At 54.1% G+C, this 22,141-nt stretch carries 22 protein-coding genes; 11 read left to right on the top strand and 11 right to left on the bottom strand.

What is annotated here, in order from left to right; all coding sequences use genetic code 11:
• Nucleotides 1–899 (bottom strand): enoyl-CoA hydratase-related protein (locus tag BIS10_RS09540; protein ID WP_253504740.1); only part of this gene is annotated, 899 nt, incomplete at its 3' end.
• A gap of 258 nt (nucleotides 900–1,157) precedes the next feature.
• On the opposite strand from BIS10_RS09540, the gene BIS10_RS09535 reads away from it, so the two are divergent.
• The gene (locus BIS10_RS09535) at nucleotides 1,158–2,315 is read left to right on the top strand and encodes a DUF5924 family protein (RefSeq protein WP_253504737.1); all 1,158 of its coding nucleotides are present in this window, start codon (nucleotides 1,158–1,160) and stop codon (nucleotides 2,313–2,315) included.
• A 72-nt stretch (nucleotides 2,316–2,387) separates the two neighbouring features.
• Entirely contained in the window at nucleotides 2,388–2,843 is a 456-nt protein-coding gene (gene slyA / locus BIS10_RS09530) for a transcriptional regulator SlyA (protein ID WP_253504734.1), read from the top strand.
• Here slyA and BIS10_RS09525 read toward each other — a convergent pair.
• Nucleotides 2,840–3,391 (bottom strand): preprotein translocase subunit YajC, encoded by a 552-nt coding sequence (locus BIS10_RS09525; RefSeq protein WP_083026079.1) that lies wholly within the window; start codon nucleotides 3,389–3,391, stop codon nucleotides 2,840–2,842. The two genes, slyA and BIS10_RS09525, sit on opposite strands and share 4 nt — an antisense overlap.
• A gap of 145 nt (nucleotides 3,392–3,536) precedes the next feature.
• Here BIS10_RS09525 and BIS10_RS09520 point away from each other — a divergent pair, with 145 nt between their 5' ends.
• Nucleotides 3,537–3,989 carry a universal stress protein gene (locus tag BIS10_RS09520; protein ID WP_083026081.1) on the top strand — a complete coding sequence of 151 codons (453 nt, stop codon included), beginning with the start codon at nucleotides 3,537–3,539 and terminating at the stop codon, nucleotides 3,987–3,989.
• Nucleotides 3,990–4,042: 53 nt separating this feature from the next.
• On the opposite strand, the gene BIS10_RS09515 is transcribed toward BIS10_RS09520, so the two are convergent.
• Complete coding sequence (locus tag BIS10_RS09515; RefSeq protein WP_253504731.1) at nucleotides 4,043–5,962, bottom strand: ATP-binding cassette domain-containing protein; 1,920 nt, start codon at nucleotides 5,960–5,962, stop codon at nucleotides 4,043–4,045.
• Nucleotides 5,963–6,116: 154 nt separating this feature from the next.
• Between BIS10_RS09515 and BIS10_RS09510 the strand changes: the two genes are divergently transcribed.
• A complete protein-coding gene (locus tag BIS10_RS09510; RefSeq protein ID WP_082051457.1) occupies nucleotides 6,117–7,121 on the top strand; it encodes an AraC family transcriptional regulator in 1,005 nt (334 codons plus the stop codon).
• Nucleotides 7,122–7,132: 11 nt separating this feature from the next.
• On the opposite strand, the gene BIS10_RS09505 is transcribed toward BIS10_RS09510, so the two are convergent.
• Genes BIS10_RS09505 through BIS10_RS09485 form a run of 5 tightly spaced genes read right to left on the bottom strand, consistent with a single transcriptional unit; the run spans nucleotide 7,133 to nucleotide 14,007 of the window.
• The gene (locus tag BIS10_RS09505) at nucleotides 7,133–8,785 is read right to left on the bottom strand and encodes a fatty acid--CoA ligase (RefSeq protein WP_253504728.1); all 1,653 of its coding nucleotides are present in this window, start codon (nucleotides 8,783–8,785) and stop codon (nucleotides 7,133–7,135) included.
• A 39-nt stretch (nucleotides 8,786–8,824) separates the two neighbouring features.
• Entirely contained in the window at nucleotides 8,825–10,009 is a 1,185-nt protein-coding gene (gene bktB / locus BIS10_RS09500; protein ID WP_253504725.1) for a beta-ketothiolase BktB, read from the bottom strand.
• 35 nt (nucleotides 10,010–10,044) lie between these two features.
• Complete coding sequence (locus tag BIS10_RS09495; RefSeq protein ID WP_253504722.1) at nucleotides 10,045–11,187, bottom strand: acyl-CoA dehydrogenase family protein; 1,143 nt, start codon at nucleotides 11,185–11,187, stop codon at nucleotides 10,045–10,047.
• Nucleotides 11,187–12,734: an acyl-CoA synthetase gene (locus BIS10_RS09490; protein ID WP_253504719.1), complete on the bottom strand. Its 1,548-nt coding sequence runs from the start codon at nucleotides 12,732–12,734 to the stop codon at nucleotides 11,187–11,189. Before BIS10_RS09490 ends, BIS10_RS09495 begins: the two co-directional genes overlap by 1 nt.
• 43 nt (nucleotides 12,735–12,777) lie before the next feature.
• Nucleotides 12,778–14,007 carry an ABC transporter substrate-binding protein gene (locus tag BIS10_RS09485; RefSeq protein ID WP_253504716.1) on the bottom strand — a complete coding sequence of 410 codons (1,230 nt, stop codon included), beginning with the start codon at nucleotides 14,005–14,007 and terminating at the stop codon, nucleotides 12,778–12,780.
• 204 nt (nucleotides 14,008–14,211) lie between these two features.
• Here BIS10_RS09485 and BIS10_RS09480 point away from each other — a divergent pair, with 204 nt between their 5' ends.
• The gene (locus tag BIS10_RS09480) at nucleotides 14,212–15,081 is read left to right on the top strand and encodes a TatD family hydrolase (RefSeq protein ID WP_392567165.1); all 870 of its coding nucleotides are present in this window, start codon (nucleotides 14,212–14,214) and stop codon (nucleotides 15,079–15,081) included.
• Between the two features lie 13 nt (nucleotides 15,082–15,094).
• Nucleotides 15,095–15,574 carry a hypothetical protein gene (locus BIS10_RS09475; protein WP_083026087.1) on the top strand — a complete coding sequence of 160 codons (480 nt, stop codon included), beginning with the start codon at nucleotides 15,095–15,097 and terminating at the stop codon, nucleotides 15,572–15,574.
• Here BIS10_RS09475 and BIS10_RS09470 read toward each other — a convergent pair.
• Entirely contained in the window at nucleotides 15,571–16,152 is a 582-nt protein-coding gene (locus BIS10_RS09470) for an elongation factor P hydroxylase (protein WP_253504710.1), read from the bottom strand. The genes BIS10_RS09475 and BIS10_RS09470 overlap by 4 nt on opposite strands.
• Nucleotides 16,153–16,288: 136 nt before the next feature.
• Between BIS10_RS09470 and BIS10_RS09465 the strand changes: the two genes are divergently transcribed.
• The 3 genes from BIS10_RS09465 to BIS10_RS09455 all read left to right on the top strand — a co-directional run bounded on the left by BIS10_RS09465 (nucleotide 16,289) and on the right by BIS10_RS09455 (nucleotide 19,523).
• Nucleotides 16,289–17,707 (top strand): MATE family efflux transporter, encoded by a 1,419-nt coding sequence (locus BIS10_RS09465; protein WP_253504708.1) that lies wholly within the window; start codon nucleotides 16,289–16,291, stop codon nucleotides 17,705–17,707.
• A gap of 3 nt (nucleotides 17,708–17,710) precedes the next feature.
• The gene (locus BIS10_RS09460) at nucleotides 17,711–18,706 is read left to right on the top strand and encodes a DUF3080 family protein (protein WP_253504705.1); all 996 of its coding nucleotides are present in this window, start codon (nucleotides 17,711–17,713) and stop codon (nucleotides 18,704–18,706) included.
• Nucleotides 18,707–18,818: 112 nt separating this feature from the next.
• The gene (locus BIS10_RS09455) at nucleotides 18,819–19,523 is read left to right on the top strand and encodes a hypothetical protein (protein WP_253504702.1); all 705 of its coding nucleotides are present in this window, start codon (nucleotides 18,819–18,821) and stop codon (nucleotides 19,521–19,523) included.
• A 61-nt stretch (nucleotides 19,524–19,584) separates the two neighbouring features.
• Here BIS10_RS09455 and tusA read toward each other — a convergent pair whose 3' ends face one another.
• Entirely contained in the window at nucleotides 19,585–19,836 is a 252-nt protein-coding gene (gene tusA / locus BIS10_RS09450) for a sulfurtransferase TusA (protein WP_253504699.1), read from the bottom strand.
• A gap of 28 nt (nucleotides 19,837–19,864) precedes the next feature.
• Here tusA and BIS10_RS09445 point away from each other — a divergent pair, with 28 nt between their 5' ends.
• Nucleotides 19,865–20,152, top strand: a complete 288-nt coding sequence (locus BIS10_RS09445) for an antibiotic biosynthesis monooxygenase (RefSeq protein ID WP_044629788.1) — start codon at nucleotides 19,865–19,867, stop codon at nucleotides 20,150–20,152.
• Between the two features lie 24 nt (nucleotides 20,153–20,176).
• Here BIS10_RS09445 and rlmM read toward each other — a convergent pair whose 3' ends face one another.
• Nucleotides 20,177–21,244 carry a 23S rRNA (cytidine(2498)-2'-O)-methyltransferase RlmM gene (gene rlmM, locus BIS10_RS09440; RefSeq protein WP_253504697.1) on the bottom strand — a complete coding sequence of 356 codons (1,068 nt, stop codon included), beginning with the start codon at nucleotides 21,242–21,244 and terminating at the stop codon, nucleotides 20,177–20,179.
• Nucleotides 21,245–21,492: 248 nt separating this feature from the next.
• Here rlmM and rnk point away from each other — a divergent pair, with 248 nt between their 5' ends.
• Nucleotides 21,493–21,906: a nucleoside diphosphate kinase regulator gene (gene rnk / locus BIS10_RS09435; RefSeq protein ID WP_083026096.1), complete on the top strand. Its 414-nt coding sequence runs from the start codon at nucleotides 21,493–21,495 to the stop codon at nucleotides 21,904–21,906.
• The last annotated feature ends 235 nt before the right edge of the window (nucleotides 21,907–22,141 follow it).

Below are 22,141 nucleotides of genomic sequence, written 5' to 3'. Positions count from 1 at the left end.
TTAATGAACAGGCCCACCAAGTTGAAGGCAACGCTGCTCAGCGCCAGCTTGGCGAAGGATTTTGCCTCGATGGCCTGCGCACGGGCGCGGGTCTCGCCTGCGCCTTTTTGAATCACTTTGATGGCTTCAACCGGCGCTGGGTAGTGAGGACCCGCTTTGCCAGCCACAAACCCTTTGGCGGTCTCAAACGCCATCATCTGCTCAATGGCATTGAGCTTAAGCGGTGACTTTTTCTCTTCCCGACGGGCCTGGTAATCCAGCTCGCCTGCATTGGCGCGGTCAAGAATATCCAGCGCCGCCTCTTCCAACAGCTCATGGGCAACAGCCGCATCCACAGCACCCACTTTAAGTGCTGCATCTGCGCGGTTTTCAGTGCCACCCGCAATCCACTCAACGGCGTTATCGGCACCAATCAGGCGCGGCAGGCGCACGCAGCCACCCCAACCCGGCAGAATGCCCAGCTTGGTTTCCGGCAGGCCAATCTTGGCCTTCTCGCTCATCACGCGGAAATCGGTGGTCAGCAGCACTTCGCAACCGCCGCCGAGCGCCAAGCCATTGATCGCCGTCACGGTAGGGAAAGGCAGGTCTTCAATCGCATTGAAGATATCATGAACCTTGAGGTTCATCTCCACCAGATACTCTTCGCCCTTGTCGAACAGGCTGTGGAATTCGGTGATATCAGCACCGACGATAAAGGCATCTTTGCCACTGCGGATCATCAGCCCTTTCAAACCGCTTTCGGCCTGAATCGCTTTTACCGCATCGCCCAGCTCTGCCATAACGGCGCTGGATAGCTTGTTGACGGACTCATCTTTCAAATCGAAAGTGAGCATTGCGATGTCATTGCCACCCAGGGTGTCACGACGCTCCACCGTGATGGCATTGCCTTGATAGATCATGCGCGCTCTCTCCACAAGTTCGGGCTGGCACGCCGTTGACGAGCCCGCCACGCATTTCATACGGTCGTTTGATTGCCTTAGCTTGGTTGAGTTACACCAGTACGTCAAGCCCTGACTTTTGGCTAATCCGCTTGCTTGATAGACACCTTTCCAAATGCACACATTTCTTACGCTTTTTTAGCGCATAATGGCGTATCACATCGACTTTACCCGCTATCCCAACGATCATATACGTTTCATTGACGAGTTTTTAACGCTATGGGGACACTCTTAACTCCCGCCCGCATGGAAGCACTGCAAGAGCGCGTCGAAAGGATCGTAGAGCGCCTAAAGCCCTGGAGTTGGCTCTGGCCGCCCATGGCGTTTGCGGCCGGATTAGGCAGCTTTTTCCTCGTTGATCGCCAACAGTGGCTGGGGGCTGCTCTGGCGCTGGGGCTGCTGTTTGCTTGGCTACTGCTACTATCTGAAAGTTTGATTGGCCGCTGGCTGGCCCATCGCGGTCATCCGACGCTACCGAAAGGCATTACCGCTTTTATCGCTCAAATGATTCACCAGGAGACGCTGTTTTTTACCTTGCCGTTTATTCTGGTGACCACCGTGTGGAACAGCGGCCAAGCGCTGTTCGCGCTGTTGGTGATTGGCATGGCCGTGTGGTCGATTATCGATCCGCTCTACTACAAGCTCGCTGGGCGCTGGCGTAGTCTCTATTTTATGTTTCATGCCCAGTGTGTGTTCTTGGTACTACTGGTCATTCTGCCCATCATGGTGCACCTCACCACGGGACAGAGCCTACTGTTAGCATTGGTATTAACTGTTTTAGTGGCTCTACCTAGCTTTTGGCATTTATTGAAAAAGCGCTCCCTCGCGCGCTGGCTAGGCTTTTTTGCACTAACCGTGGTGCTGGCTTATGGGGCATGGCTTGGTCGCGTGTGGGTACCGCCCGCTAGCCTCTGGATGACCAGCACAGCGCTATCCCCAGCGTTTGATACACAGCAGCGCACACCTCAAGGCACCATGGCATTGACGCCTGATGCTATCCGCAGTAATGGGCTGTATGTGTATACCGCTATTCGTGCGCCTCGCGGATTAAGCGAAACTATCTACCATACCTGGCATCATAACGGTGCAGAGATGGACACCGTAGAGCTGGCGATTAACGGCGGACGCGAACAGGGTTACCGAGCATGGAGCCACAAACAGAATTTCCCGCAAGACCCTTCAGGGGAGTGGCGCATTGATATTATGACGGACAGTGGCCAGCGGCTGGGGCTGATTCGGTTTACTGTTTCAGAGGACCCTGATCAGGCGACGATGGCTGATAGCACCATTCAGCCTAGCGGGCTGAGTGCTCTTAATTTACGCCGTTTTATTCCTGGTAAGGGCGGCATCCAAAGCGATTCATCAGAGCCGGAGTAGCAGAACACCTTGCATTCAGCGACGCAGCTTATGACAATTCGCCCACTTACATTTTTCGGTAGTTAGTTAACTATGGCTTCAACAACAATTGGTTTTCGTATTGCTCGCTTGCCCCACCTGTGGCGCTCAATTCTAGACCGCAGATTGGCACCGTTGGGCTTAACCCAAACCCGCTGGGTAACGCTGTATCATCTGTGGAAGTTGGGCGAAGGCAACCCTCAGTGTGATTTAGCGCGAGCCATTGGCGTCGAAGCGCCATCCTTAGTGCGCACCTTGGGCCAGCTTGAAGAACAGGGCTTAGTAGAGCGGCGCGCTTGCGACAACGACCGTCGCAGCAAGCGCATCTACCTTACCCCAGCGGCTATGCCGTTACTTGAGAAGATTGATGACGTCGTTCTCGCAGCGCGCCAGGAGATGCTAGCAGGCCTTAGCGATAGCGACCTGACACAGCTTGAGCAGTGGCTAGCGCTCATTGAATCAAATGGCTTAGCGATTCAAGCTAGGGACCTGGAAGGCCCTAAAAACTAATTACCTTCTACCCTATCTTCTACCGCGCCACCTGCCTCTAGCGGCTTTGCAGGTGGGCGGTCGGATAATCCACTGAGCGCGGCTTTTAGCGGCTCGATATCAGCCAGATACGTTATAAAGCGTTCGGCAGTTTGTGACTCCCACCACCATAGAGTCAGCGCATGCGCATTAGACTCCAATACCAACGCATCTTGTGGTAGACGCTCCAGCAGTGTTTGCAGGTGCACACGAGCCGTTTCAGATAGTGGCCGTAGTGGCGCAATGCGCCAGCGCCAACCCGCGTGAAAAGGCTCCAAAGCGTCACTAGCGTTGGAATCACGTACCAGTACAAAATCAGGCCCAGGCGCCTGTTGCGGGTAGTGCCAGCGATACGCGGGCATCGTGCCTCTAAAATGATGTAGAGGTGGTTTGGCCACTTTAACGGCTACTCCATGCTGGGCTGCGCTGACGCGCAGCGCCATTTGACGCTTTTGTCGCGGGCTTGGCTTTAACCACATGACCGGCGCGATCACAAACATCAGAATCGAGACGATGATTAACCATTCCATTGCACTATCCACCCTATTTCGCCAAACTGAATTAGCGTTTTACAAAAACCATGATCCAGGTCGTTGTTAAGATAAAGCACCCAGCCTAAAGTAAAGGGTATCTAACAAAGCCTTTCTTTGTTAAACACCATCAAGGAGATACGCCATGAGCTATCGCCATATTCTGGTTGCCGTTGACTTAACCAAAGATTCTCACAAAATTCTCGAGCGTGCGGTGGCGATTGCTGAGCGCAACAACGGCGCCAAAATCTCTATTATGCATACTCTTGAGCCACTGGGATTCGCTTACGGCGGCGATATTCCTATGGATCTTACCAGCATCCAGGACCAGCTAGATGAGCATGCCAAGAAGCGCTTAGCGGAGATCGCCGCACCTCACGTCGAGGCCGCTGACCAGCATGTGGTGGTAGGTATGCCGGACACTGAGATTCATCGCTTTGCCGAAGAGCACGACGTTGACCTCATCGTGGTTGGCTCCCATGGCCGTCACGGCTTTGCTTTGCTGCTTGGCTCCACCTCTACTGGCGTATTACACGGCGCTCAGTGCGACGTTTTAGCCGTTCGTGTGGGCAAAAAAGGTGAAAAAAGCGACGAATAGCTTTTTTAACGGTAAAGGCCCCATCCGGGGCCTTTAGCATATAACAGCGCTAGCTATTCGCCATTGGCCATTGCTTCAAGCTCCATCCAACGCTCCATCGCCCCTTCCAGTGCCTGCTGAACATTCTCTAGCGCTTGCAGTTTAGCCGTCACAGCGGTGGCCTCCTGCTGATAAAACGCCGGGTCGCCAATCTCCTGCTCAAGCGTCTCTACGTCACCCTCTAAGCGTTCAATCTCAGCGGGCAGCGCATCTAGCTCACGCTGTAGTTTGTAAGAGAGCTTAACGGCTTTTTTAGCCGGTTCCGCCGCTGGGGCTGGAGTGGCTTTCTTAACGGCCTCGCTGGTGGGCTCGGTTTGCTGACGCGCCGCGCCTTCCCACGGTGCAGGGGGCAACTTACCGCCCTGGCGAATCCAGTCGGTATAGCCGCCCACGTATTCACGCACGCGCCCTTCGCCTTCGAATGCCAGCATGCTGGTGACCACGTTATCCATGAACGTTCGGTCGTGGGAAACCAGCAGCAGAGTGCCATCAAAATCTAACAGCAGCTCTTCAAGCAGCTCCAACGTTTCCATATCTAGGTCGTTGGTGGGCTCATCAAGCACCAGCACGTTAGCGGGCTGAGTAAACAGCTTGGCTAACAGCAGGCGGTTGGACTCGCCCCCGGATAGCGCTTTCACCGGCTGACGCACGCGATCTGGGGTGAACAAGAAGTCCTGCAGATAGCTCATGACGTGGCGGTCTTTACCACCCACGCTGACTCGGTCGCTACCTTGGGCGACGTTATCGTAAACCGTTTTTTCCAGCTCAAGCCCGGCACGTAACTGGTCGAAATAGGCCACTTTCAGGTTAGTGCCTAACTGCACGCTGCCTTCGGTAGGTGCCAGCTCGCCGAGTAAAATCTTCAGTAGCGTGGTTTTACCCGCACCGTTACGGCCAAGGAAGCCAATACGATCACCGCGCATCACTTCTAGGTTCACATTGCCTAGGATGACATCATCCCCGAAGCGCTGCGTAACGCCCTTCAGCTCGACAACCCGCTTACCGGTACGCTCGCCGCTGTCCACGGTGAGATTGGCGGTGCCCTGGCGTTCGCGGCGCTGGCTTCGCTCCACGCGCATTTGTTCAAGCTCACGCACCCGGCCTTCATTACGAGTACGCCGAGCCTTCACGCCCTGGCGAATCCAGACTTCTTCTTGCGCCAATTTTTTATCAAAGAGCGCATTTTCACGCGACTCCACTTCCAGCTCGTGCTGCTTGCGCTCTTGGTACTCGGCGTAAGCACCTGGATAACGGCCCAGCTTACCGCGATCCAGCTCCAGGATATTGGTGGCAAGCTTTGACAGGAACGCCCGGTCGTGGGTGATCAGCAGTACCGCGCCGTTAAAAGCCAGCAGTTGCTCTTCCAGCCACGCAATGGTGTCCAGGTCCAGGTGGTTAGTCGGCTCATCGAGCAGCAGTAAATCGGGCTCGGAGACTAATGCGCGCGCCAGCGCCACACGACGACGCCAGCCACCGGAAAGCGCGCTCATCTCGGCTTCTGGCGGCAGACCCAACCGGGTTAACACTACGTCGATACGCTGATGGAACGACCAGCCGTCAATGGCTTCAAGACGCGTTTGCAGCGTCGCCATGCGGTTCATATCCGGGTCGGGGTCATTGATGAGATGCTGATATTCAGAGAGCAGCTCGCCCGCTTCCGGTAGGCCTTGAGCGACCATATCAAAAATCGTCATGCCCGATGATTCAGGCAGTTCCTGGGCCAGCACGCCGATTTTCAAGCCCGGGGCACGCCAGATGGAGCCGTCGTCGGCCTGAATATCGCCCGCCACCAGCTTTAGTAGCGTGGATTTACCGGTGCCGTTGCGCCCGACCAGCGCCAGCCGCTCGCCTCTTTCAACCGTTAGGTCGGCGCGGTTAAGCAGTACTTGGGTGCCGTAAGCGAGTTGCAGCTGTTCGAGTCGTAACAGGGTCACGCAGTGTCCTCCTTCGTCGTGAGGCGCACAGTGTAACGCATGCATCCGAATTACGATGCACCCTTGTAGAGCCAAGCCAAACAACGTGCTAACGTCATAGGCTAATTAACAACAATAAAGCGGTGTTGAAAAACGCTGGTAAGGTGAAATCACCGTGACAGTGACTGTCTCCATGCATTTTGTTAATGAGTTATTTCGTGGCCTAACCGCTGCGGGGCAACCACCCACCCGCTATTTAGAACAAGCAGGCATTTCACCCTTTTTACTCAGTGCTCCTAATGGGCGCGTCACCGTTGAGCAATTTGCTGAGCTCTACCGCCTGCTGGCCGTTGAGCTAGACGATGAAACACCGCGTTTTTTCTCACGCCCTTTACGCTGTGGAACCCTCAAGCTGCTGTGCTTAAGTATGCTGGAAGCGCCTACCCTGCAGGTCGCCCTGCATCGCTATACCCAGTTTTTTCGCATACTTCTGGATGATTTTGGCTACAGCTTTACGATTGAAGACGACTTAGCTCGTCTGGCGCTGGAAGAGCATGCGCCGCTGCAAGGCAGCCGCATTTTAGTCCATGAGCTGATGCTAAAACTTTTCCACGGCATCGCTTCCTGGATGATTGCTCGCAAGATACCGCCCGTTTTAATGGAGTGCAGCTACCCGCAGCCCGCCCACAGCGCCGACTACCTCTATTTTTATCCGGGAAAAGTGAAGTTCGACCAGCCACAAACGGCTGTTTACTTCGACAAGTCGCTCTTAGAACAGCCTATTCGGCAAACAAAGCAGCATTTGGGGGCTTTTTTACAACGCGCACCGGCGGATTGGTTTTATGTCTCGTTTGAAGACCGCTTAGCCACCCACCGGGTGAGAGAGCACCTCAGTCGTCACTTGCCGGAGGCGTGTACTGTTCAAGAGGTTGCCGAGGCGCTGCATGTCTCCGTACGGACGCTCTCGAGGCATTTACAACTAGAGGGTACGCGCTTTCAAGCCGTTAAGGATGAGTACCGGCGTGACTACGCTATTCAAGCGCTGACCCGAAGCCAGCGTACGCTATCTTCCATTGCAGAAACGCTTGGCTTTGAGGACTTAGCCTGCTTTAGCCGCGCCTTTAAGCAGTGGACAGGTAACTCCCCTGCCGCCTACCGTAAAGCACAGGCGACAAGGTGAGAGGTTCGCGCTTATATCTCGGTACGAATGCGCTTTTTATCTAGCTTGCCGACGCTGGTTTTAGGGATTTCATCGACGATACGAATCAGAGAGGGAACACCCCAACGGTTGAGTTTGCCTTGCGCCACAAACTGTTCCATAAAGCCCTGAATAGCCTCTACGGTAGGCGGCTGTTTGAGATCACTGGGCACCACCAGCGCGGCCGGGCGCTCTCCCCACTTATCATCTGCCACGCCTATCACCGCCACTTCGGCAACACCCGGACACTGGCTGATATAACTTTCCAGCTCCAATGAGGACAGCCACTCGCCGCCGGTTTTAATGACATCTTTAATACGGTCGCTAATCGCTAGGAAACCGTGCTCATCCAGAGAACCCACATCTCCGGTATGCAACCAGCCATCTTGCCACAGCTCCTCGCTACGCTTTTCTTCTTTATAGTAAGCCTGGGTTAGCCACGGGGCTTGGACACGCACTTCCCCGACGCTTTTGCCATCATGGGGGAGCGGCTGGCCGTCAACATCGACCACCTGCAGCCTTACAAACGGCACCGGAAGCCCTGCTTTACAGCGCCACGGCAACTGGCTTTCAAAGTCAGCCTCGGCGACCTCTTTGGGTAAAATATCGGCCGTGAGCAGCGGGCACGTTTCCGACATACCATAGGCACTGCGGGTATCGATCCCCAACGCCCAGGCACGACTTGCCAGTGCCTGAGTTAAGGCGCTGCCGCCTACCAAGACTTTCCAACCGGTTAAATCCACCTTCTTCGATGCAATCGCATCGGCACTGACCACCATATTAAGCAGCGTCGGCACGCAGTGAGAAAAGTCGACCTTTTCGCTGACCAGCAGCTTCACCAGCATCTCAGGCTCGTATTTGCCCGGATACACCTGGGTCGCCCCTAACAGCGTGGCCGTGTAAGGGACCCCCCAGGCGTGAACGTGAAACATCGGCGTAATGGGCATATACACTTTATCTCGGTTCAGCAGCTCAAAACCGGGGGCTTGAAACGTGCTGGCCTCGCCTAACGTGTGCAACACAAGCTGGCGGTGTGTGAAAAACACCCCTTTAGGATTACCCGTTGTGCCGGTGGTGTAGAACAGCGTGGCCACGCCATTTTCATCAAAAGAGGGGAAGTCGTAATGGCTTGGTTGCTCAGCCAGCAGCGCTTCAAATTCCCCCACCAGGGGTAGCGACGTAGCCACCTCTTTTGGTGCCTCCTGGCAGAGTAAGTAGCCGCGAATGTTGGGTAGTTGGTGCGCCAGCGGCTCCAGCAGGGGTACAAAGTCTTCATGCACCAGCACAAAGACATCTTCTGCGTGCTCCATGGTGTAAAGAATCTGTTCGGGTGCTAAACGTACGTTCACCGTATGCAGTACCGCACCGATCATGGGGATGGCGAAAAAGCACTCCAAATAACGGTGGCTGTCCCAATCCAGTACGGCCACCACGTCTCCAGCCTGAACGCCTTGTGAGGTCAGAAGGTGGGCCAATTGATGGACCCGCTCTTGAAATCGGCGGTAGTCGTGGCGGCTTTGATCGCGATACACAATTTGGTTGTTGCCCGCCATGCGCACACCGGACTCCAGCAGATCCTTGATCAGCATGGGAGGGTTGGTGGCAGAAGACGTAGGAGGAAGCAGTTTTGGCGTTATCGTCGACATAAAACATACCTTTGATTGTTGTTAGATACCCGGGGCGGCTTAGCGCTCGATCAATAGCGCGATACCTTGCCCACCGCCAATGCAGAGCGTAATGAGCCCATAGCGCCCCTGAATGCGCTCCAGCTCATGCAGCGCTTTCAAGATTAAGATAGCGCCTGTCGCCCCCACGGGATGGCCAAGGGCAACCGCCCCGCCATTGGGATTTAACTTTTCCAATGGAAAACCAAGCGTCGATGCCACCGCCATCGCTTGGGCCGCAAACGCTTCATTGGATTCAATCACATCGATATCGTTGATCGTAAGCCCTGCCTGCTGAAGGCAGCGCTTGACTGCTGGAATAGGCCCCAAACCCATTAGCGATGGTTCGACCCCCGCCGTGGTGGCCACCCGCAGCCGAGCACGTACCGTCAGCCCCCGCGCCTGAGCCTCTTCAGCATGAGCCAAGACCAGCGTTGCCGCGCCATCATTAATACCCGAGGCGTTGCCAGCCGTGACCACGCCATCGCGTTTGAACGCAGGTTTTAGACGCGCTAAATCACCAAGTTCAACGCCCTCACGGACATGCTCATCACGGGCAAAGGTCAGCGTTTGCTTCCCTTTCGTCACCTCAACTGGAACGATTTGAGTATCAAAATGCCCTTCTGATATAGCCCGCGCTGCTTTTTGATGGCTATCAAGCGCGAACTGATCCAACTGCTCACGACTCAGCCCGTACTGCTGAGCAATATTTTCAGCGGTAATCCCCATATGGCCACTGCCGAACGGGTCGCTAAGCACGCCGAGGGTTAAATCTTGAATGGAGCAATCCCCCATACGGATGCCATTACGCGCCTGGGGGGCTAACACATAGGCACCACGGGACATGGTTTCGGCACCGCCTGCTAAAGCAAGTCGGCTGTCGCCTAAGGCAATTTGCTGCGCAGCTGACACCACCGCTTGCACACCGGAGCCGCATAGGCGATTGACATTAAAGGCACCGGCTTCTTTTGGGACGCCTGCATTGAGCGCAATATGGCGGGCCAAATAGGCATCTTCAGGGCCGGTGGTAATAATATGACCGTACACAGAGTGATCAATGTCATTGCCTTCCACCCCTGCTCGGCGCAGCGCTTCTATGGCCGTAAGGGTACCAAGCTCATGCGGGGCAAAGGATGACAGCGCCCCACCAAAAGCGCCGATGGCGGTGCGTGCACCGCCCACAATGACTACGCTATCCAGCTGCATACATGCTCCTTGTTAACAATACTCAGCCCCTTGCATCACGGGGCCTTGCCCAGCAGCGAACGCGCGATCACCTCTTTCATGATCTCGGAGCTGCCGGCGTAAATCGTTTGTACCCGTGCATCCAGATAAAAGCGTGAAATGGGGTACTCCTGGGTGTAGCCGTAGCCACCAAACAGCTGCAAGCAGCGATCAATCGCATGGCACTGCAGTTCGCTCAGCTGTAACTTGAGAATAGCCGCATCGGTGCTACTCATGGTGCCTTGTCGGTACCGTTCGACGCACTGTTCAAAATAGGCTCTTGCCATTTCAAGCTGGGCTTTAATCTGCGCCAGCGTAAAGCGGGTATTTTGAAAGTCGGCGATTCGCTGGCCAAAGGCTTCCCGCTGGGTGACGTACTCAAGCGTTAGCGCTAGCGCACCTTCTATCGCCCCCAAAGCTTGGGCACCCACGCCCAAACGCTCCCGGGGCAGCTCTTGCATGAGGTAGCTAAACCCTTCGCCCTCTTCACCTAATAGCGCATTAGCAGGCAGTTTCAGTTGATCAAAGGCCAGCTCCGCCGTATCACTAGCGTGCTGGCCAATTTTTTTGATCGGCTTACCACGAGAAAATCCGGGCAACGCGGTGTCCACCAAAAACAGTGAGACCCCTTTTGCGCCAGCGTAGGGGTCTGTTTTCGCGCACACGATAACCAGGTCGGCTACCTGACCATTGGTGATGAACAGTTTGCTACCGTTGAGCAGCCAACCATCGTCTATACGCGTGGCTCGGGTTTTCATCGCCGCTAAATCACTGCCTGCGTGGGGTTCGCTCATGGCAATCGCTCCTAAGCACTCACCTTGAGCCATACGCGGCAGCCATGTCTCTTTCTGTGCAGGCGACCCCAGGTTCTGCACATAGGGCATGACGATATTGGCGTGAATGTTGTAGGCACTGGCAAGGCCACCAAAACCTTGGCGAGACATCTCCTCCAGTGCCAGTTGAGTCACCGCAATATCGGCCCCCGAACCGCCATACGCTTCCTCTAGATCAATGCCTAACAGTCCAGCGGCGCCCAGCGCCTTCCATAAAGAGCGCGGTATTTCTCCTGCGTCTTCCCACTGCGGGTAAAACGGCGCCACTTCCTGTGCTAAGCAGCGGGTAATCATGGTGTGAAAAAGCGCGTGTGTCTGCTCGTCCATCATGACTCCTTAAACTCTTGGCGCAGGTGGCGCTTTAAAATTTTCCCTGCCGTGCTTTTCGGGAGCGCGTCAGTAAAGACAATCCGTTTAGGCACTTTATAGGGCGCCACAATGCTTTTGGTGTGATGAATCAGCTCCTGCTCGCTCGCCTCCTGCCCCTCTTTCAGCACCACCACTGCCGTAATCGCTTCAATCCACTTCTCATCCGGAAGGCCTATCACGGCGACCTCAGCAATCGCCGCGTGCTTAAAGAGTGCCTCTTCCACCTCTCGGCTAGCCACCAACACACCGCCGGTATTAATGACGTCTTTAATACGATCTACGATATATAGGTAACCCGCCTCGTCGATATAGCCGACATCTCCTGAGTGAAACCAGCCGCCTTGAAACGCTTCAGCGGTCATCGCGGGCTTATCCCAGTAACCCACCATTAGCTGCGGCGAGCGATGCACAATTTCACCATGTTCACCAGGGGCAACGTCGTTCCCTTCTAAATCGACGATGCGCGTTTCTACCGTAAGGATCGGGCGGCCCGCCGATGCCGGGCGCTCCGCATGCTCTTCAGGTCGTAAAACAGTCGCTAATGGGGCTATTTCGCTCTGGCCGTAGCAGTTGTATAAGCCCACGCCAGGAAAGCGCTGCTGCATCTCTTCCAGTACCGGTACCGGCATAATAGAGGCACCGTAATAGGCTTTTTTCAGGGTAGAGAGGTCGTGCTGGCCGAACTGCGGATGGCGTAAGAGGCTAATCCATACCGTCGGCGGTGCAAAAAATGAGGTAATCTGGTGCTGAGCAATGGCGGCTAAGCAGCTGTCTGGCATTGGCGCTTCCAGGAGAATAACCGGGGCACCAAGCAGTAACGCGGGCATCAAAAACACGTGCATTTGTGCCGAGTGGTAAAGCGGCAACGCGGCCAACATCGCCTCACTGCCTTTAATATCCAGCTCTACCATGCACGCCATATACTCTGCCATTAACGCCTGATGGCTCATCATCGCGGCCTTGGGCGCGGCGGTCGTACCCGAGGTGTAGAGCAGCTGGGCAAGGCTACTCCCCTCTAGCGCCACGTCGGGCTCATTACTTGAGTGGGACGACCCGACGCAGGCTAATACGTCGAAGCCGCCAGGCTCCACAGCATGCAAGGTGCCATTCACCGTCAGCGTGATTGCCTGAGTGGCCTCGCGCACTTTGTCCGCAAGTGAGGCATCACTCAGCACTCCCTTGGCGCCTGACTGCTGCAAAATGTAGCCAAGCTCTTCACTGCTCAGGGCAAAGTTGACCGGGACATGCACAAGCCCAGCCTTAACCGCTGCCAGCCAGGCAATCACATAGGCATCTGAGTTTTTTCCATATACCGCTAGTCGGTCTCCTGGGACAAGCCCCGCCTCTAAAAGAGCGTTAGCCACTTGGTTAGCGGCCACGTTGAGGGCTTGATAGCTCCATGAACGGTCAGCAAAGCGAAGCGCAAGCTGCTGGGGGTATTTGCGAGCGCTGCGGTTAAGCGCAGCGCCAATGGTATTACGGTGGATTGAGTTGGTAAGCGTCATGCTAAGTCCTTGTTGTTATGGTCTAAAAGGCTTCAGCGATGAATTAACCCGTTACCAGTGGGCAGACACTTTCAGACAGCGGCCGGAACGCTTCCTCTGCTGGGATAGTGCGCACGACGCGGAAAAGGTCGTCTGCATCGGCCGACTCTTCTGGCGTTTTCACTTCGACGAGATACATATCATGCACCATACGGCCGTCTTCACGGATATAGCCATTTTTGGCAAAAATATCGTTAATCGGCGTATCGGCCATCTGCTGTCGCACCGTCTGTGTATCGTCGGTACCCACCGCTGCAATGGCCTCTAGATAGTGGCGCGTGCTGGAATAAATCCCGGCGTGAACCATGGTCGGCATGCTGCCTGTGCGCTCACGAAAACGTTCTGCCCAGGCCCGCGTCTCTTCGTTAAGGTCGTAATACCACGCCTTGGTAAACTGAAGCCCTTGCGCATTCTCAAGACCAATACTGCGGATATCGGTACTAAACAGCACCATACCTGCCAGCACCTGACCGGCCTGCGTAATACCAAACTCACCCGCTGTTTGTACGGCGTTAATGGTGTCGCCACCGGCATTGTTTAAGGCAATGACATCCGCGCCAGAGGCTTGCGCTTGTAACATGAACGATGAGAAATCGTTATTGGGGAATGGATGGCGAGCGCGGCCTACAATGGTTCCGCCATTTTCAGTCACTACACGTTCAACGTCCGCTTCTAGCGCATGCCCAAAAGAGTAGTCAGCGCTGAGTAGGTACCAGTTTTTATAGCCCTCTTGCGTAATCGCTTTGGCGGTACCATTGGACATTGCCCAGGTGTCGTAAACCCAGTGGATATGATTAGGCGAGCAGTGCTCATTGGTAACACCGGATGAAACCGCGCCATTCACTAGGCCCAGCTTATCGGCCTCTTGCAACAAACTTACTGCCGCTAATGTGACCGATGACGCCACCAAGCCTGTGACCATGTCGACGTTGCGCTCATCGATCCATTCACGTACGACGCTAGAGCCGACATCGGGACTATTTCGGTCATCGGCACTAAAGACAACGATATTGGCACCCTGCACGCTACCGCCAACATCTTCTATCGCCATATGAATGGCATCTTCGCCAAGCGGGCCGATGGGGTCACGGTAAACGCCTGACATATCAGCCAAATAGCCAATCCGAATCTCATTATCAGAGATGCCTTCATTGGCCGTTACTTGAGGCGCGTAGACCGCTGTAAGCACCGCTGCGGATAGTGCTGTCATTGCGAAGCGACGTGATAGCTGCATGATATATACCTGTCTATTGTTGTTATTAAGCCAGTATTTACTGTGCATTTATGCGATGAACCACCTGCATAGTAAAAGTAAACACTCGGCTTCTGTTTACCTAACAAGCCAGTTTTTTTGCAATTCGTGCCATTCGTACTGTGTGTGAACGGTAGGAGCATTAGTGGTTGTGGGCCGCCAGCGTTACAATAGCGTTAATGACACATGGCGGAGGAATACAGTTTGGCAAGCACTGAGGCCGATACGTTTTTACCCGAAGCACTGCAATTTCGCTCTTCGACGCCTTTGGTGGATATTGGCGCGAATTTGACCCATGAAAGTTTTCAGCGCGACCTGGGTGACGTGCTGGCGCGGGCCAAAGCGGCCAATGTCACGACGCTTATCGTGACCGGAACCGATGTCGCCCATGCAAAGCAGGCCGTGCAGATGGCGCAGCAGTACACGGGGGTCTACGCAACGGCGGGCGTTCATCCCCATGATGCCAGTGGGTGGAATGACACGGTCGCCCAAGAAATGCGGCAGCTTTACCGTATGCCGGAGGTCGTGGCGGTTGGCGAGTGCGGGTTAGATTTTAATCGCAACTTTTCAACCCCAGAGCAGCAGGAGCATGCGTTCGAGGCGCAGTTGGCTCTGTCAGCAGAAAGCGGCCTGCCGCTGTTTTTGCATGAGCGGGATGCTGGCAAGCGAATGCAAGACATACTGCGCAGTTGGCGAAATGATATTAGCCAGGCGGTTATACACTGCTTTACGGCGGACCAAGAGACGCTGCATGGCTATCTTGATTTAGATCTGCACATTGGTTTGACGGGCTGGATATGCGATGAGCGCAGAGGCCATCACCTGCGCGACATGGTGCGCGATATACCGCTAGACCGCCTGATGGTGGAAACCGACTGCCCTTACCTACTGCCCCGCAATTTGCCTGCTAAATTGAAGGGACGCCGCCACGAACCAGCGCTACTGCCCTGGATTGTTAAAGAAATAGCCCGCTGGCATGACGTGAGTGATACCGAGCTTGGCGCGGCGACCACTCGCACCGCCCAGCGTTTTTTCCGAATTGAAGCGGACGCTTAAAAGGAGCAACTGCGTGGCTGACTATCCTGGATTTATTGCCATTGAAATAGGCGAAGATAATGGCTTGCCGCTCTCTATTGCGTGGTCGTTACCCGACGGGCGAATCAAACAAACGCTGATCCAGCCGGACGACAGCTGGATCACCGAAGATAGCAATGTGATGGGTGCTTATAGCATTGAGGAGTTAGAGAGCTTAGGCGTCAGCCCTCTAGATGTGATTCGTGAATTAGAGAACGACCACTTCTCTGCCACGCTATACACCAGCGATAACGGCGAAGATGAGGCCGCGCTGGCGCGTTTGTTTGATACCTACGGCCTGGACCCCTTTGTAGAGCTGGCACCCGCAGAGGTACTTTACGATCAGCTCAGCTCTAGTGAATGGCACCGCCTGCGTAGCGAGATGTTTAACGACCTGGGCTTAGAGCCAATGCGTCCGGAGCACGAAGTTGAGGTGATGCTCACGTTGCACCAACAGCTTAATGAAAAAGATTAAGCGCTAACTTCAGTGGCTGCTAGCAGCGCTCTGCCTGCGGCTATTGCCTGTTCCAACGTATCGCCCTGCTGATAGTAGCGCGCCAAGGCTAAGTAGAACGCATTGGCGCGTTGCGGCAACCCTTCTGCTAAATAGCGCTGCGCCCGGGCAGCGACTCTCTGCGCAAAGGCATCTCGATCTACCTCTACTTCGCCCCCTAGGTTATCCACACTAACGTGAAAGGTACGCCCGCAGGCCTTTGTGAATAGCTGTTCCAGCGCCTGAGGAGCAATTTCAGCATTTTCGAATGCCTGCTGCTCTTGGGCGTTACGGCCATCGGGCAAGTACCAATAGCCATAATCTTCTAACAGTCGCCTTTCTTTACCCGCAATACACCAATGGCTGATTTCATGTAGCGCGCTGGCAAAGTAACCACGCGCAAAAATGACCTGATGATAGGGTGTTTGTTCGGTTGCCGGACGATACAGCGGCTCATCGCCTCCTTTTATCAAACGCGTCTGGCAATGCGCCGCAAAGACGCCATCAAACAGCGCCATAATATCGCCCAGGGTCCAACGCTCTTGCTCTTCAATCACCATATTGCCACTTTTCCCATGCATTTCGCGCAGTATACCCGCTGCGGCTTAACCAGCTAAAGAGGAGACAGCAAAGCGCAGCGACTCCTGCTACTCTATCGGCCTTTCTTAGGTCTCTTTGCTAAAGGGGAGCCATACCTTGGGCGGCTTTACTAGCGATATCAAATCCATCTATTGGCCAGAAACTCGCACACTTGTTGCGCTGGCCTTGCCTATTTGCGGCGCTCAGCTAGCCCAGGCGGGCATGAGCGTTGTCGATGTCATGATGACAGGTAGACACAACGCAACGGACTTAGCCGCCGTATCAGTAGGCTCAAGCTTATGGATGCCGCTGATGCTGTTTATGACCGGCACGCTGATGGGGCTAACGCCGATCGTGGCGCACTTACTGGGCGGCCAGCGCAATAACGATATACGCCCGGCCGTACATCAAGCCCTTTGGGTGGCGTTGGCATTAGGCATCATTGCCGCAGGTTTATTATGGGTCGCCGTTACACCTATTTTTGAACTGATGAACGTTCCTCCTGGTGTTGCACAGGAGTCGGCGGCTTATCTAAGCGCCGTTGCTTTTGGAATGCCTGGGATCGCGCTTTTTCAAGCGTTACGCGCCTTTTCAGATGGCATGAATCATACTCGCCCTGCTCTCTGGATCAGCCTTGTGGGCCTTGCCGTTAACATCCCCTTTAACTATTTGCTCATTTACGGTGGTGATGGCCTAGTCAATCTATTGGGTGCTGGCATCCCTAATAGCTTGCAACAGCTACCGGCGCTGGGGGCTTTTGGCTGCGGTATTGCCACCGCTATTTCGATGTGGACAATGGCAATCGCGATGGCGCTTTATACAAGGCGCGGAAACACCTACCGCAGCGTTTCACTTTGGGAGCAGCTTACGCCGCCACAATTGGCGGGCATTCGTGAACTTGTGGTGGTGGGTGTGCCTATCGGCGTCGCGATTTTTGTTGAAGTCACTCTATTTACTCTGATCGCGCTGTTTATAGCCAGCTTTGGAGAAGTCACTGTAGGTGCGCACCAAATCGCCCTCAGTTACACCACCATTCTGTTTATGCTGCCCATGTCGTTAAGCATGGCGTTGACCGTTCGAGTAGGTAATACGCTGGGCCAGCAACGTTTAGCGATGGCACGCAAAGTCGCTTGGAATGGCATTACGATTAGCATTATCGTCGCGGCTATCAACAGCACGCTATTATGGTTTACGGCCGCTCCGGTGATTTCACTCTACACATCCAATACTGAGATCCAGGCACTAGCATTAACTATTATCACGTTAGCGGTTGTTTTTCAGCTATCGGATTCATTGCAGGTGAATTTGGCAGGGGCACTACGCGGTTATAAAGACACGCGCATCGTCATGGTTATCACCGTGCTCTCTTATTGGATTGTGGGCTTAGGAGGTGGCCACTGGTTAGGAACCTATGGTTTGGGAGGTGTGTCTGACCCAATGGGCGTACACGGATACTGGATTGGGCTGATTGCTGGTCTCAGCACAGCTGCTGTATTGCTGGCTTGGCGATTAAAAACGATCAGCCAACAGGAGTAATCCATGCTTCCCAAGCAACGTTACGGCAAGTGGCTAGCCGCTTCGGCTAGCCTATTTCTTATGGCATGCGGTGATCACAGCGCCGATCAAGCTTGGTCTAGCTACCATCAACAGTTGGCGGATGCGCTCAACGCCCCTCCACCTGAGCGGATGGAGCCTCGTAACATTGGTGCCTTTCCTGAACGCCAGCAACGCTTAATTGAGCTGCCTGAAACCCGTGATGGCATGCTCAACATCTATGCACTTCGTGAGTGCCAAATCACTTCCCTGATTGCCGCTCGTAATAACCAGCTTGGCCGAGTTGCGCCACCCAGCCAGCACTGGCTTTATGAGCGCACCCTTTGGCAGCGGCTGGATGCCTGCTGGAATAGTGATGTGCCAGATAGTTTAAGTGAAGATGACAAAGCACGCCTCGCACATCTAACCGAGTTAAAAACCGAGCAGTTACCCGCCGTCAGTTGGAATGCCATTTTTGATTCCGAAGAGTGGGAAAAAAGCTTTTCCAGAGCCAGTAGCCCACTGCCCGCTCTAACACAAGTCGACTTAAGCGGACAGCTAGACGCTACCGAGTACTTGGAGCAGATGGTTGCTCAGCAATTCAGCCAGTCTTGGGAACAAGACTCCTCGACCCTTGAAGGGCATCTCAAAACGCTGCAGGAGCGTCCACTAACCGCAGAGGTGTTGCGTGCCCTGCTCCTCGCCGAACAGCGCCTTAGCGAAGCTAACCAACTACTAAAGCGCGCTACAGGCTCTGAGACGTGCTTGTCGGTGGATGAACCTGCGTGGCTAACCACATTGGCACAACACTCCCAGCAGTGGCTTACCAGCATTAACCGGTTAATTGATATCCACCCGGTCTCTCCTCCTGAAGCGGTTAACGAGTATCAAAGTGCATGGCTTTCTATGAGCAACCCGGAGGCTCCTTGGCAGCAGTTTCAGAAGGAATGGGAGGCACATAAGCAGTTAAAAGCCTCGTTTAAATACTGCACTTCTGATTAAAAATGACGTTTACGCTTAACCTCGCGCTCAAGCTGTGCTATTGGTGAAGGTAGCGGCAGGCGGTGTTCACTGTCTGCCAATGTCGTGACCACGCAGTACAAGGAGGGACACCATGGGCGCACCCCTGTCAACTCGCTCTGCCCAGGTCATCGACCTGGAAACCGTGCGTCAGCGTCAGCAGGCGCGAAAGTGTTTAGTTCGTTTAGCACCAGAGCTAGATGGCTTAGAGATGGTCTACCAGCTCGCTGCGAGTCCCGACACCTACTACGGCCTGCCCATTCTTGCCTGGGGGCTTAGGGAAGATGGCAACGTTGTGGGGCTTGTTCCTTGGATGGAGTCGCTGGCGGCGTGTCATGAATTAGATAGCCATGAAAGTGGTTTCTTCGTCGGCTACCGAGACCCTGAAACCGACGAAATTTTCGAGCTTCCCCCTGACCATAAGTACGATGAGCTAAACGCCGCTGCCAGCTATTTTGAGTATGAGGCTTCTAGCGAAATTACGCTGATTCAGCAGCTTCCTGATACTTTGGGCACACATGCACTCTGCATGAACCATCCTAATGCGCCTTGGCATATGAAGCCTGTTTACGGATGGCGCTTATATAGTAATGGCAGCATAGAAGCGATGGTGGCAGACGAGCAAAAAGCCACCATGACACCCATTCTGCTGGGCGACAAGTGTCTATACGACGCGCATTCCCGACATCAAACCGTCTATTTCTTCCAACGCCATATTGCCAATCGCATTTTGGAGGAGGATCCCGCAACGCTTGAGGCATTAGCCATGATGGTAGTGCCTAGCAGCGACAACATATAATTGCTAACAAGCAAGGCACTACACCATTAGTCGGTGAGTGCCTTGCCTTGGCTCCACAAGATCATGCCAAGCGGATAAAGTAGATGTACTGATCATCTGCGATATTTTTATCTATTAGCTCATGCCCTAAAAATTGACAAAACTTGGGCACGTCGCGCGTAGTCGCAGGGTCGGTTGCCACGACCTTCAATACTTGGCCTGCCGTCATATCACGGACTTTATTATGCATCAGCATAATAGGCTCAGGGCAATATAGCCCGGTGGTATCTAGTTCAGCGTCAAACGCGTTGTGGTCATGGGTATTATCAGTCATCGACTCTCTCGGTTAGGAAACAGACACTATGATAAAAATCATCATTGAACGACGCATTATGCCCGGTTTAGAGGACGAATATGAACAAGCAGCGCGCGAAGCAATGCGTGTGTCACTGGGAGTTAGAGGCTTCGTTGGTGGTGAAACCTTGGTTGAGCTTGGCCACACAGACCGCCGTTTAATGATTACCAAATGGCGCGACTTGCGCGCTTGGAAAGAGTGGCACGCCAGTGAAGAGCGCGCCATGGCAATGCAGCGTATTTTACCGCTACTTACCGAAGACGAAACCATCCGCATTTATGAGCCAGGCTACTAGCCCAGCGGCGGATACCTGCCCAGGTTAGTGAGCCAGCCTAACGTATACCGTCACCTCTTCCCGATCATGGTAGAGGTGGCGACAACGAATAGTGGCTCCTACGCCCGCTGTCGCTAACGCTTCTTCTAGCGTTGCCAAACAGCGAGTTACTTCATCCCAGCGCTTTTTCATCGGCAGCTTGAGGTTAAAAATGGCCTCCCGGCACCACTTGCGCGTCAGCCAGCGCTCAACCATGGCCAAGACCCGTACTGGCTTGTCGACGATGTCACACACCAGCCAGTCCAAACGCTGGGGCGGCTCCCAGGTAAAGCCATCTTCACGTAGGTGATCGATCTGCCCGGTGGCCATGAGCTGTTTGTCCATTGGGCCGTTATCGATGGCATAGACATACATACCGCGCTGCACAAGCTGCCATGTCCAGCCACCTGGCGCTGCGCCTAAATCAGCCGCCTGCATATGCGTAGCTAGGCGCTCGTCCCACTCTTCCCGGGGGATAAACTCGTGCCAGGCTTCTTCGAGCTTCAACGTTGAACGGCTAGGTGCTCTGGATGGAAAACGCAGGCGACGAATTCCGTTAATTAACTCACTGCGGTTATCGGGAAAGCTCATGCCTAGCTGCACACGATCACCGTCTGTCCAAAAAATATGCAAGCGGCGAGCACCCGCCTTACCCCGTAATGCACCACGCTTTTTCAACATACTCTGAAGCGGTTTTGTCAGCGCTTTAATTAATCCGGCTAGCGCTTTGCCATCATTAGTATCCGGCGTTTCGTGCCAAATTTCTTCAAAGCTCCAGCGGCTTGCTTTGACCTGATCTAAAATCGCCGTAAGCCGATCATCTCGAGACAGGGTCAACGCGGGCAGCGCTGCTAAACTTTGCCTTGCAAATATGAGCCGTTGAAAGGCTGCCTGACGGTGTAAATCATTAATCGCTTCGCCATCATGGCGCGTTAAACTTACCCAGCCCTCTCCTTGCGTAGGCTCGCAGATAATCTCCTGCTGCTTCGCATGGTGCTGCATTTCTGCCAACGCATCGCTTTCAAAGCCCGGCCGACAGTAAACTAGCCATGACGTGGGTACCGTGTCACTCACCTTTCACCTCAAACATAATATGCCACCAATAGACACGAACGTACTTAAAAGCTTTGCTCGCGTTGCGGCATGCATCATAGCACTTTCTATGTGCCTCGCTCTAAGCGTGCGTCGTCTTTTACTGAGAAGTGGCGTACACTATCTGAATAGTCCTTTCTTTATGGAGAGGGCTTTTTTTATGCCATTCAACACCATTTGTATAACAACGCAGCCAGCCTTTTGCTACTGCGTTTGCCAAGGAGAGCATCATGGGGCAGCGACCTCCCCTCATAATCAACCGGCTTGATGCAGACCGTCTGCAGCGCCTGATTGATGCAGCGACTGAAAAGGATCAAATGGTGGCTGAGCTACTGCAAGATGAGCTTAGTCGCGGGGAAGTCGTCGATCCCGAAGAAATCCCTGATAACGTTGTGAGTATGAATAGCCAAATTCAGTTTACCGATCTCACGCGTAATCAGCAGATGATACGTACACTGGTTTACCCGCACTCTCTGGGTAACACCCAAGACGCCATTTCTATTATGGCGCCCATTGGAGCTAGCCTGTTAGGCCTAAAGGTAGGCGATACTATCGATTGGCCACTGCCCAACCAGCAGACAACTCGTTTACGGGTAGACGCCATTCTCTGGCAGCCTGAACGCGAGAAACAGTACCACCGCTAATCGTTTAGCAACCTATCTTAGCCGCTCCTAACGAGCGGCTTTTTTATTGCTGATACCCCGCGGGCATAGTACGCCCACAGCAAAAAGCCCCGAGCAGGCGGTGCACGGGGCTTGGGTCATGGCGCGCTTATCAAGCGCGCAACAAAAAACCCAGCCTACTGGCTGGGTTCTTTGCGGTATAAGTGCCTGACGATGACCTACTCTCGCATGGGGAGACCCCACACTACCATCGGCG

Origin of the sequence: Halomonas sp. 707B3, from assembly GCF_024158645.1 — a bacterium.
Lineage (GTDB): Bacteria > Pseudomonadota > Gammaproteobacteria > Pseudomonadales > Halomonadaceae > Vreelandella > Vreelandella lionensis.
Note: the sequence above shows the minus strand (reverse complement) of the source record. Positions and strands in the feature narration are given on the sequence as shown.

What these genes read in the sequence shown, in the direction of transcription:
- BIS10_RS09535 (WP_253504737.1), top strand. Translation starts at nt 1,158, where the DNA reads ATGGGGACACTCTTAACTCCCGCCCGCATGGAAGCACTGCAAGAGCGC.
- slyA (WP_253504734.1), top strand. Translation starts at nt 2,388, where the DNA reads ATGGCTTCAACAACAATTGGTTTTCGTATTGCTCGCTTGCCCCACCTG.
- BIS10_RS09525 (WP_083026079.1), bottom strand. Translation starts at nt 3,391, where the DNA reads ATGGAATGGTTAATCATCGTCTCGATTCTGATGTTTGTGATCGCGCCG.
- BIS10_RS09520 (WP_083026081.1), top strand. Translation starts at nt 3,537, where the DNA reads ATGAGCTATCGCCATATTCTGGTTGCCGTTGACTTAACCAAAGATTCT.
- BIS10_RS09505 (WP_253504728.1), bottom strand. Translation starts at nt 8,785, where the DNA reads ATGTCGACGATAACGCCAAAACTGCTTCCTCCTACGTCTTCTGCCACC.
- bktB (WP_253504725.1), bottom strand. Translation starts at nt 10,009, where the DNA reads ATGCAGCTGGATAGCGTAGTCATTGTGGGCGGTGCACGCACCGCCATC.
- BIS10_RS09495 (WP_253504722.1), bottom strand. Translation starts at nt 11,187, where the DNA reads ATGGACGAGCAGACACACGCGCTTTTTCACACCATGATTACCCGCTGC.
- BIS10_RS09490 (WP_253504719.1), bottom strand. Translation starts at nt 12,734, where the DNA reads ATGACGCTTACCAACTCAATCCACCGTAATACCATTGGCGCTGCGCTT.
- BIS10_RS09485 (WP_253504716.1), bottom strand. Translation starts at nt 14,007, where the DNA reads ATGCAGCTATCACGTCGCTTCGCAATGACAGCACTATCCGCAGCGGTG.
- BIS10_RS09480 (WP_392567165.1), top strand. Translation starts at nt 14,212, where the DNA reads ATGGCGGAGGAATACAGTTTGGCAAGCACTGAGGCCGATACGTTTTTA.
- BIS10_RS09470 (WP_253504710.1), bottom strand. Translation starts at nt 16,152, where the DNA reads ATGGTGATTGAAGAGCAAGAGCGTTGGACCCTGGGCGATATTATGGCG.
- BIS10_RS09460 (WP_253504705.1), top strand. Translation starts at nt 17,711, where the DNA reads ATGCTTCCCAAGCAACGTTACGGCAAGTGGCTAGCCGCTTCGGCTAGC.
- BIS10_RS09455 (WP_253504702.1), top strand. Translation starts at nt 18,819, where the DNA reads ATGGGCGCACCCCTGTCAACTCGCTCTGCCCAGGTCATCGACCTGGAA.
- tusA (WP_253504699.1), bottom strand. Translation starts at nt 19,836, where the DNA reads ATGACTGATAATACCCATGACCACAACGCGTTTGACGCTGAACTAGAT.
- BIS10_RS09445 (WP_044629788.1), top strand. Translation starts at nt 19,865, where the DNA reads ATGATAAAAATCATCATTGAACGACGCATTATGCCCGGTTTAGAGGAC.
- rnk (WP_083026096.1), top strand. Translation starts at nt 21,493, where the DNA reads ATGGGGCAGCGACCTCCCCTCATAATCAACCGGCTTGATGCAGACCGT.